This is a genomic window from Arcicella sp. BE140 (genome assembly GCF_031456255.1).
Classification (GTDB): Bacteria; Bacteroidota; Bacteroidia; order Cytophagales; family Spirosomataceae; genus Arcicella; species Arcicella aquatica.
In genome coordinates this window covers 173,793-185,552 of sequence record NZ_JAVDUE010000003.1, presented here as the reverse complement: position 1 = coordinate 185,552, position 11,760 = coordinate 173,793, and the positions used below count along the sequence as shown (strand labels likewise).

At 31.6% G+C, this 11,760-nt stretch carries 11 protein-coding genes; 10 read left to right on the top strand and 1 reads right to left on the bottom strand.

Features of this window, described 5'->3' with window-relative positions:
• Window positions 1–181 precede the first annotated feature (181 nt).
• From J2Y60_RS06675 to J2Y60_RS06665, 3 genes are all read left to right on the top strand, one after another.
• Window positions 182–1,177, top strand: coding sequence for a DUF6371 domain-containing protein (locus tag J2Y60_RS06675; RefSeq protein WP_309915133.1), 996 nt, complete (start codon window positions 182–184; stop codon window positions 1,175–1,177).
• Window positions 1,174–1,623: a hypothetical protein gene (locus J2Y60_RS06670; RefSeq protein WP_309915130.1), complete on the top strand. Its 450-nt coding sequence runs from the start codon at window positions 1,174–1,176 to the stop codon at window positions 1,621–1,623. Before J2Y60_RS06675 ends, J2Y60_RS06670 begins: the two co-directional genes overlap by 4 nt.
• 369 nt (window positions 1,624–1,992) lie before the next feature.
• Window positions 1,993–2,196, top strand: a complete 204-nt coding sequence (locus J2Y60_RS06665) for a hypothetical protein (RefSeq protein ID WP_309915127.1) — start codon at window positions 1,993–1,995, stop codon at window positions 2,194–2,196.
• Window positions 2,197–2,607: 411 nt separating this feature from the next.
• Here the strand turns inward: J2Y60_RS06665 and J2Y60_RS06660 are convergent, their stop codons facing one another.
• Window positions 2,608–3,387, bottom strand: coding sequence for a hypothetical protein (locus J2Y60_RS06660; protein ID WP_309915123.1), 780 nt, complete (start codon window positions 3,385–3,387; stop codon window positions 2,608–2,610).
• A gap of 1,081 nt (window positions 3,388–4,468) precedes the next feature.
• Between J2Y60_RS06660 and J2Y60_RS06655 the strand changes: the two genes are divergently transcribed.
• The 7 genes from J2Y60_RS06655 (at window position 4,469) to J2Y60_RS06625 (ending at window position 11,483) form a co-directional block, all read left to right on the top strand.
• Window positions 4,469–5,368: a hypothetical protein gene (locus tag J2Y60_RS06655; RefSeq protein WP_309915120.1), complete on the top strand. Its 900-nt coding sequence runs from the start codon at window positions 4,469–4,471 to the stop codon at window positions 5,366–5,368.
• 121 nt (window positions 5,369–5,489) lie between these two features.
• Entirely contained in the window at window positions 5,490–6,305 is an 816-nt protein-coding gene (locus J2Y60_RS06650; RefSeq protein ID WP_309994574.1) for a hypothetical protein, read from the top strand.
• A 4-nt stretch (window positions 6,306–6,309) separates the two neighbouring features.
• Entirely contained in the window at window positions 6,310–8,301 is a 1,992-nt protein-coding gene (locus J2Y60_RS06645; RefSeq protein ID WP_309915116.1) for a type IV secretory system conjugative DNA transfer family protein, read from the top strand.
• 5 nt (window positions 8,302–8,306) lie between these two features.
• The gene (locus J2Y60_RS06640) at window positions 8,307–9,140 is read left to right on the top strand and encodes a hypothetical protein (RefSeq protein ID WP_309915113.1); all 834 of its coding nucleotides are present in this window, start codon (window positions 8,307–8,309) and stop codon (window positions 9,138–9,140) included.
• Window positions 9,141–9,251: 111 nt separating this feature from the next.
• The gene (locus tag J2Y60_RS06635; protein WP_309915109.1) at window positions 9,252–9,530 is read left to right on the top strand and encodes a transposase; all 279 of its coding nucleotides are present in this window, start codon (window positions 9,252–9,254) and stop codon (window positions 9,528–9,530) included.
• A complete protein-coding gene (locus J2Y60_RS06630; RefSeq protein WP_309915106.1) occupies window positions 9,514–9,792 on the top strand; it encodes a transposase in 279 nt (92 codons plus the stop codon). Before J2Y60_RS06635 ends, J2Y60_RS06630 begins: the two co-directional genes overlap by 17 nt.
• A gap of 92 nt (window positions 9,793–9,884) precedes the next feature.
• Window positions 9,885–11,483, top strand: coding sequence for an ISL3 family transposase (locus tag J2Y60_RS06625; RefSeq protein ID WP_309915103.1), 1,599 nt, complete (start codon window positions 9,885–9,887; stop codon window positions 11,481–11,483).
• The last annotated feature ends 277 nt before the right edge of the window (window positions 11,484–11,760 follow it).

Below are 11,760 nucleotides of genomic sequence, written 5' to 3'. Positions count from 1 at the left end.
AAACTAGGTAGGTAGGTTAAAAATCAAGTTACCTATGTTACCTAATTTAATAATATTATCAGTAGGTAAGATAGGCAACTTAGTTCTCAGCTTACCTACCTACCTTAATCCACTATTAATCAACACCTTAAATACCAATAGGTAAGTAGGTAACTTAAAATCGAAAAAATTTTTAAATAGTATGAATTATCGTTTTTATCTGGATAAAATAAGACCAACAAAGTTATTTATATGCCCTCAATGCCTCAAAAAGGCATTGAAAAGATATTGGGATGGAGAATTAAATAATTATGTTAATGATAATGTGGGACGTTGTAATAGAGAATCTAACTGTGGGTATCATTATACTCCTAAACAATATTATGATGATAATCAAATAGAGTTCGTACCAATTAAGCTAGATAAAATTGAGTTGGCACTACCCAAAATCAAACCAACGTATATTCCAAATAGTTTTTTAGAAAAATCACTTTCAAGAAAAAAGACTAACCATTTTATTGGCTACTTAAGAAGTCTTTTTAAGGATGAAATAACAAATAACTTAATTGAAATATTTAAGATTGCACCATCTACTCACTGGCATGGAGCTACGATTTTTTGGCAAATTGACGAAGAAATGAGAGTACGAACTGGGAAAATTATGCTCTACAATCCTTTGACAGGAAAAAGAGTAAAAGAGCCCAAAAATCATATAAATTGGGTACACTCATTGGCAAAATTGAAGGACTTCAATTTACAACAATGTTTTTATGGCTTACATCAAATCAATGATAATTTAGATAAGCCAGTAGCAATTGTGGAATCTGAGAAAACGGCTATTCTTTTAACAGTTATTTATCCCAAAATGATTTGGTTAGCCTCTGGTGGTATAAGTTTGTCTATCCAGAATTTTGAGCCTCTTAAAAATAGGAAAATTATACTTTATCCAGATGTTGGCTTGAGTAATAAAGGGCAAACTCCCTATGAAAAATGGTTAGATAAAGCCGAAATACTTAAATTATTAGGTTTTGATATTAGTGTATCAACCTTGATAGAAAAGTCCGCTACACACGAACAGAGAGTCAATGGTTATGACTTAGCGGACTACTTAGTTAAAAAGGATAATATTACTGGATTGGCTTTAACAGAAAGTCTGTATCCACTATTTTGGGATTTTAAAACAATAACAAATTCATGAATCAGGAAAACGAAAATAATACTTTAGAAACCAACACAATCCATATTCCTAAAACGGATAAGATTGATTTTAGACTTCCATCAGAAATGAAATCCCTGATTTCTGATAGAGCAACCCAGAAAGGTCAAAAAATCAGTCAATTTATTGTCAACCTTCTGTCTGAACATTTTGAACAAGAAAAGAAAGTACAAGCCTTGGCATTGGAAGCAAAAAAGCAAAGAAAACTGAATGCTGAAAAATTAAGATTGGAAGATGGCGAGAAGTCAAAGCTTAATAAAATCGAAAGTAAAAAAGGTGACGAAGACTCATTATTTCATTTTACGGTAATATTAATTTTAGGACTTGCTCTTATTTATGTGATGTTTAAGAACCTTAAACTACAGAAAATACTCACTAAAATAAAGACGGCTTATCCTTCAGCCTATCATAATATTAGCAACAACTAATAATAGGGTTCTTTTCAGACAAATACGTCGCACAAGACCGTCCGACAAGGTAAAATTTACTATTCCGCAAAAGCGTTTTTTTGTAAACGCTCTAAAAAACCAATTTTAGGGCGTTTTTAGAGAAATATAAAAGTGTATCTGGTGATAAATAAGGTGTGAGACAAAGAATACCACACAAAAATATAGTAAATATTGATTTGATATTTATTATACTTAGACTAGCCAAAAACGCACTACAAGTAAAAAATAAAATTTTAAACAGCTTCAAAAAAACCATTTTTGATTATAATTTTAAGCTATATTTAAACCCTTATTAATAAGTTCATAGATTCGTCTTCTTATACTTACATCATTTCAAGTTTAAACAAAATGGAACATTTATATATCTCTCTATTCCAACTAAGTGTGCTAATCGCTAATTATTGGACACCTAAAAGAGAGAAAGTTAGAGACTTTACGCACAGAGTTTTGTCTTCTTTTGAAGAACTCACTATGATGTTGGAGGATGCTAATATTTCGGTTGATGGACTATTTATGAATGCCGACGCAGGATGGTTCGCCGATGCGATTTGACGCAGAAAACTTACATCGATTATGTTGTCATCAAAAACAAATTATCGCCAATATCACTCCTAATAAAAGGAATGATACTGACGATAATTGGTCTCGCATCATGGACAAAGAACTCTACAAAGAGAGATATTCTATTGAAAGCACTAACGCATGAATAGATAGTTTTAAGTCTTTGTTAAATCGATTTGATAAAACGCTTACAAGTTGGATGGGGTTTAACTTTATCGCTTTTATTATCATGGCAATTAAGAAATTTAAAAAGTCAAGGTGATTTCACTGTTAATGTATGAAGGTGATTTTAAATCAAGTAATTATAAAAGAGTAAATCAAAATAGAGAATGGTATAATGTGAATGAAATCTAAAATAGATAATAATACGCTACTATTTTGTGGCACCAGTACGGTTTCTGATTATGAGTGTGTTGATACATCTTTACGTACTGTGACTTCTCCATGCACAATTCGTTCAGCGGTTATTCCATACCCTACAAATGCACCATTTAATGTATCTCCAATGGCATTAAGTTTAAATAGAATAGAGCCAAAATGGAACGCACTTGACTTTTTGTTCTTATATTCGATAAATAATAAGCTATTAGAAATTACCTTTCCTGAAAAAGTGAAAGTTTGATGCTGATGACTCTTTATTGGTTGGTCATGATAAAAAATTTCAATAGTTCCTGTTACCTCTGATATTTTTTTAGCATTTATTTCAAAATAAATTTCATATTCTATAGATTTCTCTTTCTCAACAGATTCATTATTCTCTATAGTGAATTTCTTCTCTTTGGAGTGTCCTTTCCATATCCCTGAAAATGCACTACCTTCTCTACTAGAGTGGTTTTGTGGTTTAGGAGAAAAGTAACGTAATGCTTTTTGGACATATTCGTCAAGCATTCTGCCATCTGCGTTTTTTCTGTATTTATCCTCGAAAATAACTGGATTCGTGATATTCCCTCCATAAATTTTTCCAAGTACTAATAATTTGTAATCTATTATAGTCTCTAGTTTTTTACTATCTAATAGCCTAATTATGTGTCTTCCAGAAACCCGCTCAGATTTTTCTAATTTCAGACCATTTTTATGGTAATCATCAATTTTTTCAGCAGTGAATGGGTCAATTGCTTTTTTTATTTGGTCTAATAAATAAAAGGAAAATGCTAATCTGTATGTTTTTTTATTCAGCTCCATGTTTTATAAAAAAGTTATGAGGATGTCCTAGAGGACATCGTTGAGACATGAAAAGACATTCAATTGCTTTTTAATTTAAGTTGTTTAAAATTTGCAATACTATGTTTTATAAAAATAAATTATTTTTTACTAAAATGAAAAACTACGTTGTCACTTCTTAAACAGATTTTTTTATGACATCAAGAATACTATCTAATTTGATTAACAATGATAACTATATTCAGCTTTGATATCGAGAAAGATGAAGTTAAAATAAATACGATTTTTCCCGATTAAGATAAAGAGCGAAGTTTTTTGCCTTTCATTAAAGGGGAGGAAATGGATTCTTAATAATTATAGTGCTATTATCTTCATTAGCGAAATAAAGTATTTAAAAAAAATATAAACAATAGAGAAACAACCGCTTATGATAGAATAAAAATAGATGGGATTTAACTTTATCGCTTTTAGGTGTCCAATAATTAACGGTTTGCACACTCTTATATTAGATAGTATTTTGACAGAAAAGGTCATTGTTAAAAAGTGAAAATATATTTACTTTTTTATAGAGGAGAAGATAATATTACTATATGTTTTTTCTAAAATTATAGACTGTCATATGATAATAGCTACTGTGTCAATCAAATTATTTACACATAAAACAACATTAATTAATCTTAAGCTGAACACTATAAAAGAATTGAATTTTTGACTATTGATAGATATTAATACGCCTATTAATCTATCTAACCTGTGGATGTATTTATACTTTAACCCTTTATTAAAGTTATGGTTGATGAAACAATACTCTGAAAAAAAAACAAATCTAATTATATAAATAGATATTTGAGCTATTTCAAAACTAAGGTAAATAAAAGGAATTATTTCTTATTCTTATAAAGAATCGCTATATGAGGAAAGATCTTTAATGTAACTTATTTCTAGACAGCAATGTCTTTTCATAACATAGAAAATTTCATCTAAAAAATATCAATAAATTGCATTTCTCTAATTAGTAATACTTTCATTTTTCACCCTCATTTATCTTAAATAAATTTCTATGATTCTTGTATTATGGTATAAACTGCTATACCCAACACTGATGTCCGATGACGAAAATGGGATAAAAGAATTTTCCCGCCGACAAGTTGAAGCAAACCTTAAAGAGCTGAGGAACAAAATAAATCCATTAACTGCTAACAATTCTCAGGCGAACAAAATTGAAGAGCTAAAAGGTTATGCTAACTCAACAGTCACGAAACCTACGTACGATTCAGAAATACAAAACCAACGATTTTGGCTATGGTTCATTTGCGTTCCTTTCCTATGTGAACTAGGTCTCAACTATTATTCCTTTTTGATATTAGTTGGACAGGGAGAAACTGGAACTGAAATAAGTGTATTAAGGGTAGTTCTTACCTTAACATTAACATTAACACTTCTTTTAGCAAAACCTGTTTTTGTAATGTATTTCAGAGACCTGTTTATTGCCGATTCTAAACAATATAATTTTGAGATAAAAAAGATTGACAATAAACAATCGTTTATCCTTCTGGGAACATTATTGATTATCCTTGAAATTATAATTGGTATCGTAGCTCATGCTCGTGCAGATCAGCTTGAATCTACTAAAGGGTTTGCATACTTTGTTTTTATATTGATGGCTCTATGTTTACCCATGATTGGTGGATTTGCTGGAATGCAAAGAGCAAGAAGTAGCAAAATCTGTGAAGCTTATGTTAACAACAGGAAGTTCATATTTTTAACGAAAGAAAGTAACATAAATACTACCAAGGGTGAGTTAACAAGCAAATCAAAAACAGATAAATTATTTGAAAATATTTGTTCTAAATACTGGAACAAGATATCCAAATTCAAAACTGTTAAAAACATTTATAACAAGCAACGAAAAATTGCATACGAATCACTTAATGAAATAGAATATATAATAGAGTCAGCAAACTATAGACAAAAAATCAAAGATGAATTATATAAAATCTAAATACATACTTTTCAACAAGAGAATTAGTACTATAATAATACTAACTCTCTTGACTTGTCCAAGCTGTGACATCAAAAAAAACATTTACACTCAACGTAAAAATATTATTTGTTTAGTGGATATGTCGCAAAGTGTTTCTAAAAAAGCATTAGCTCGATATATAGACGGGATAAAAGAAATTTTACTCTCTTTGAATTCACATGATAGATTAATAGTATTTCCAATAGATAATGCTGCTTCTGACAATTCAGAGAGACTATTAGAATTTGATTTTTCTAAATTCAACAAATTTGAACAGTTACCTTTTTATGAAGAGCTTAAAACACTTCCAGATTCAACAATTGATTCATTTGCGCCACCATTCAGAAGAAAAAATGACAAGGAATTAGAACGCTCTAAAATGGAAACAAAGAGGGTTCAACTGTATGTTCAGAAAGCTGGTGTATTTATTGAAGACTATCTTAATAGATCATACTCGTCAAGGATAAAAAAAGATAATCTTGGGCTCAATACAGACTTAATATTTTCTTTATCTCACGTGCCTACACAATTTCGAAAAGATACAGAGGATTTTGATTTTGGAGGGGATAATTTTTCTACTACTAACATTGTTGTCATTTTCTCTGATATGATTAATGATACTAAAGGTGGATATAATTTCAACAAAGGTTATGGTATAGAGTTGGAAGAAGGAGACCATGCATTAAATAACTTAAAAAGAAATGGCAAAATTCCAGATTTCAGTAACAGCGCAGTAATCGTAATCGGAAAGGCAACCTCTGGAAACGTTCAAACAGATAATGCACTCCGTAATATAGAAAGTTTTTGGAGAGTTTACTTTTCGAAGGCCTATGCCAATGCAAAGGAACCAATCGTTTATGATAGGTTAGATGCCGTGCATGATATCAAGAGTCATTTAAATAATGTAACAAAATAAAGTCATGACACGAATTGATCAGTTCTTTAGGAATCTAGCCATCCCATTTGTATTTTTATGGAAAGTCGGAGCACTTTCAATATTAGTTTCGTTACTCCTATGTTTATATGGTTACAAAACATTCTTTCAAATAGAGGCTAGCTCTTTTAAAGAGTTAGTCGCTTCATTTTTTTCTTATGAAGATATAATATCCTTCTTTACAAGGATGGTTTTATTGACAATAATAGTATTATTTTTCTCTCTTTTATTCACTAAAACACCATTAAATGGACTAAATAAAGAATTTATTAATGCTATATCATCGTTAATATTATTCACGCTCATAATCTATTTTCTTCCAATCCTTGTTCCTATGGTTATTGGGATTGTTGTGTTACTTCTCTTATTGTGGAAAGGGTACAGGGGAGATGAAATGGAAGATTATGACTACACCTTTAATCCATATGGTGACTCCAGATGGGCAAATGATTATGATTTATCAAAAGCAAATTTTCTTCCGAAAACAACCTTAAACCAACCGCCATCATTTATACTGGGAAGAACAATCGACTCTAATCAATCTATAAAGTTTGAAGGAGAAGGACACATGATTACCATAGCAAAAACAGGGTCAGGAAAAGGAACTGGAGTAGTTATACCTAATTTATTTGTGTACTCTGGCACATCTATCATTTTTGATCCAAAGGGAGAAAACTTCATTAAAACATTCTATCATCGGGGTGAGGGAGTTCTCAAACAAGACATCGTACTTGTTGATCCATTTATGGAAGTTTCAAAGCAATTAAAAAAGATGATTGCTAGACTAGAGGCATTACCAGAAAAAACTGAAAATGTAGAAAATTCAAAAGCAATTACCTTTTTCAAGGAAACCTTAAAAAAAGTTAGTAATTACCACCCGAATCACTACTTATCTAGTCTAAATCCTATGCAAGTGATAAATAGAATGTATAAGGAGTCTCGGTACGATGAGATTTTTGATGAAGCTAATGTACTAGCTGATATGATGGTGGTAAAATCGGGAAATGAATCAGATCCGCATTGGAATGAAAAAGCAAAATCTTTTATCAGAGGAGCAATTTTATACGTAGTTTTTTCAGATGAATACAAAGATAGATCTAACAACCTTTTAACAGTAAGAGAATGTATATTTTCAATTTTCAAGAATAAAGAAAATCTAGAGATTACCATTCAAGAATGTCAAGAAAACAATTATTTAAAAGGTGTTGCGGGTGAGTTCTCCTTAATTGCAGGCGATGAGAGAAACAGTGTTTTATCAAATGTATTAAGACATACAGAATTTCTTGACTCTCCCCTTGTAGCCAAATCTCTTTCAGAAGATGGTGTTGAATTGAATGATTTAAAAGATAGCCAAAAGAGTATATATTTAGTTTTGCCTGCAAGTAAATTATTTGCTTATAGCCGATTGGCTAGACTATGGATTTCTTGTATTATACAATCACTATCTAATGAAACTTCTTATTCAAAAAATAGAGTGTTGTTTATGCTTGATGAAATGGCTCAACTTGGTTATATGGAACCTTTAATTCAAGCAGTCAGCCTTATGCGAGGGTATGGAATGAATCTTTGGATGATTTTTCAAGATATACCTCAAATCAAATCAATTTATAATGAAAAATGGCAAACATTTATCGCTAACTGCAAAATACAACAGTATTTTGGAATAACAGATAATGAAACAGCAGAATATGTTTCAAAACTAACTGGACAAACAACGATGACATTAAGAAGTGATACAGACTCAACTGGCTCTAGTAAAAGTAATTCCAGCTGGGGGACATCAAAAGGCAGTTCTCAAACTATTTCATCTGCGGCTAAACCTTTGATATATCCTGATCAAATAAGGCGAATTGATTTTCAGATTATTATTGCAGATGATCTATATCCAATTAGAGCAAAGAAAATCCGATACTATGAAGAATCTGAAAAACCTTATTTTAAATTATATCCTTTTAAAATGCCAGTATTAACAGACTAATTATCATGAAGAATTACCGTGAATTATTTACTGAGTTACAGACTGTTAAAAAGCAGGTCAAAATTCTAAAAAAAGAAATAACTCACAATACTTATTTAAAAGCTGTATATGTAAAGAAAAAGATAGATGAAAAGTCCCCTAGATATAATCAACGTATCAGGTTAATTGAACAGAAAATCTCAAAAAGTAAGAGAGCACTTGAAAGTTTAAATATTCAGTCAAACCAAATTTCGAGAGCCATTAAAGAAAAAATGGGGTATGATATCAAAACAACCTCAAAAACTATAGTTAAAGCAACTGGTAATGTTAAAAATGTAATTGAGGCAGCAAGTGTTGTACAACAAGTAATTACAGCTCAACCTATACTTAACTTTCAGAATCAACCTGTTTATGAAAATATTCAAAAAGCAGCTGATTATAGTGACAATATAAAGGATTATCTCGCTAATAAAAAGCTTAATGAATTAGAAAGCGATAAGAAGAAAACTCAAAAAAACAGTAATAATAATTCATCAACCCCTAACAAAAAAGGTGTTGACGAATTACTCAAAGAAAGGAAAGACCAAATTCGAAAAGCTGTACGTTCTGGTAGTTCTATTCAGGAAGCAACTCAACAGGCCGATAAAAACATGCTTACAAAACTTAAACCTGTAAGTAACGAAGACTTTCAGTTAAATCATAGTCAAGTAAGAGAGGAAATTAAAAATGAGTTAAATAAAAATCATAGCAGGGAAGCAGTTCAAAAATATAAGGAAATAGAAGAAAAGGAGTTAAGAGAAGAAAAACAACGTCTAAAAGAAAACGAGTTAATAAATGTTTACAACAATCAAAGGAAATAATTTAACGTAATTTAAAATATTCTATTTAATTAATTGTATTGGTCAAAGTTTATTCTCTAGATTATGTCATGTGAAAATTTAACATAATGATTTACTTGTCTTGGCTTAAGAATGGCTTATGACGACTTGTACTCGGCTCGGCATTGGCAAGCACTTGACGAGGAAAATGAAATCATTAGTTTGGCAAAGAAAAGTAAAACTACTTTTGTAGCTGAAGTACTTTCTAATGGAGATACACTTAAACAATTATTGGCTAGAAGTAGGTATTTGTTATTCAAGCATTATAGTAAATGGACACATCTACAGAAGCAACGAGCAGAATTATTGTTTGAGCGTTACTCAGAACTTGAAAAGGTTTATAGTTATCAATTGATTGGGAGAGATATTTAAACTATGTAAAAGCAAGGAAGAAGCATTTAAAAAACTAGTTCTATGGTATAATGATATAGAAAGCTCCAATATAGATTCCTTCAGCACAGTATCCAAATCTATCCAGATTCACTACCTTTCTATCCTGAATTTCTTTATTAACCGAAGTACCAATGCTTCAGCAGAATCTTTCAACGCAAAGATAAAAGCTTTCAGAGCTATTTCAGGAGGTGTGAGAGATGTTAAGCTCTTCCTATTCAGATTGGCTAAAATTTATGCTTGAATTTTTAGCTCCCAACAATTCTTGTATAATGTAGCGAATGTGGTTCTTCGTCAATTTTGGTGAAAGCTGTATTTTTAGCTTAGTTTTGGCGCATGAAACAATCACTATTTTTGCCATCTGAGCTGGATTTTACGTTACTCAAATTTCATAATACTACCACAAATATTGATTTCGAGGTGTGCAGCTGTCAAATCTCCAGTTGTTGTCCTCTGTGTCAGACCATTAGCTTTAAAATTCATAGTAGATACGCACGAACGATTGGAGATTTGCCTGTTTCTGGTAAACTTGCCAAGTTAAAACTTCAAGTTCGTAAGTTCTTTTGCGAGAACTCTGACTGCGCCCGTAAAATTTTTACCGAACGATTTAAAGAACAACTTAGCGCATATTCAAGACGTTTTGAGCGCCTCAACAACTTAATATCGTCCATGGGGCTTGAATTAGGCGGTAATGTGGCTCATCGAATTGGCAAATTGTGTTATGTAAAAATTAGTGCTTCTACCATTCTCAGATTAGTTCTTAAGTGTCCCATTCCAATCATTCAATTGCCAAAAATCATTGGTGTGGATGACTGGGCATTTAAAAAGCGACTAAAATATGGGACGATAATCGTTGATTTAGAGAAGAATGAAGTGATTGATTTGTTACCCGACAGAGAAGGTGAAACCCTCACAGATTGGCTGAAACAGTATCCATCCATTGAAACGGTTAGCCGAGACCGCTCTTCAACCTATGCGAGTGCCACGACGGAAGCAGATGAAAAGATTGTGCAAATAGCCGATCGTTGGCATATTTTGAAAAACCTTACCGAAGGTTTTGAAGGATTTTTGAATACTCAGCGTGAAAGTTTGAGAGACATTTCTGCTGAATTGAGTGAAGAGCAACAATTAGTATTAGAAAGTATAGTACCAGAAATAATAGAAATCGCTAAAAAAGATATTATAATAACAGGACGATACCATGATAACTTTCTAAAAGTAAAGGAGTTACAACGTGAGGGAGTTAGTAAACGTAAAATCGCTAAAATGCTTAAAATGTCTCGCCATACGATTGACAGATATTGGAATCGAACATCGTTTCTTCAAAAAGTTAGCCATCAAAAGAGTAATCTTCTTGATTTTGAAGACTATCTCATCAAACGTTGGCAAGAAGGAGAGCAAAAAGTAAAAGTTCTGTTTGAAGAAATTAAAGAGCAAGGCTTCAAACATAGTATTAAATTGGTCTATGATTTTGTAAAAAAGTATCCCAAAACAATCGTTGAAATTTTACCAGAAGCGGCGAAAGTAAAATATTACTCTTCAAAACAACTCAGTATTTGGTTAAGCACTTTCCGTAAAGATTGGTCAGAGGAGTTACCAAGGGCATATTTAGCGAAATTATTAGAAGACAATCCAATTATTAAGAAGGTACGAAATACTGTTTTAAATTTTAGAAGGCTGATGAAAGAGAAAGAAGGAGATAAATTGGCCGCCTGGTGCAATGAAGTCATCAATGATGAAAACGAAAATATCAAAGGGTTTGCCAGAGGTATTTTAAGGGATTTTCAAGCCGTTTACCAAGGGTTTGTATCAAATTGGAGTAACGGACCAGTCGAAGGCCAAGTCAATAGGCTCAAAAATATTAAGCGACAAATGTACGGACGTGCGAGCTTTGAACTACTCAGAAAACGAGTGGTAGTAACCAGCAAAAGATAGGCTTTCACCAAAATTGACGAAGAACCTTATTGGCTGGAATATACAATTCTACTTGAAAGGGTTCTTGTCAGACAAATACGTCGGACAAGACCGTCCGACATGGTAAAATTTACTATTCTGCAAAAGCGTTTTTTTGTAAACGCTCTAAAAAACCAAATTTAGGGCGTTTTCAGAGAAATATAAAAGTATATCTGTTGATAAATTAGGTGTGAGACAAATACATGTATCCTTACATTTTAATATCTATAAATAAGAAAAATCTACCCAATCAAATATT

What these genes read in the sequence shown, in the direction of transcription:
- J2Y60_RS06635 (WP_309915109.1), top strand. Translation starts at nt 9,252, where the DNA reads ATGGCTTATGACGACTTGTACTCGGCTCGGCATTGGCAAGCACTTGAC.
- J2Y60_RS06670 (WP_309915130.1), top strand. Translation starts at nt 1,174, where the DNA reads ATGAATCAGGAAAACGAAAATAATACTTTAGAAACCAACACAATCCAT.
- J2Y60_RS06655 (WP_309915120.1), top strand. Translation starts at nt 4,469, where the DNA reads ATGTCCGATGACGAAAATGGGATAAAAGAATTTTCCCGCCGACAAGTT.
- J2Y60_RS06660 (WP_309915123.1), bottom strand. Translation starts at nt 3,387, where the DNA reads ATGGAGCTGAATAAAAAAACATACAGATTAGCATTTTCCTTTTATTTA.
- J2Y60_RS06650 (WP_309994574.1), top strand. Translation starts at nt 5,490, where the DNA reads ATGTCGCAAAGTGTTTCTAAAAAAGCATTAGCTCGATATATAGACGGG.
- J2Y60_RS06640 (WP_309915113.1), top strand. Translation starts at nt 8,307, where the DNA reads ATGAAGAATTACCGTGAATTATTTACTGAGTTACAGACTGTTAAAAAG.
- J2Y60_RS06625 (WP_309915103.1), top strand. Translation starts at nt 9,885, where the DNA reads ATGAAACAATCACTATTTTTGCCATCTGAGCTGGATTTTACGTTACTC.
- J2Y60_RS06675 (WP_309915133.1), top strand. Translation starts at nt 182, where the DNA reads ATGAATTATCGTTTTTATCTGGATAAAATAAGACCAACAAAGTTATTT.
- J2Y60_RS06665 (WP_309915127.1), top strand. Translation starts at nt 1,993, where the DNA reads ATGGAACATTTATATATCTCTCTATTCCAACTAAGTGTGCTAATCGCT.
- J2Y60_RS06645 (WP_309915116.1), top strand. Translation starts at nt 6,310, where the DNA reads ATGACACGAATTGATCAGTTCTTTAGGAATCTAGCCATCCCATTTGTA.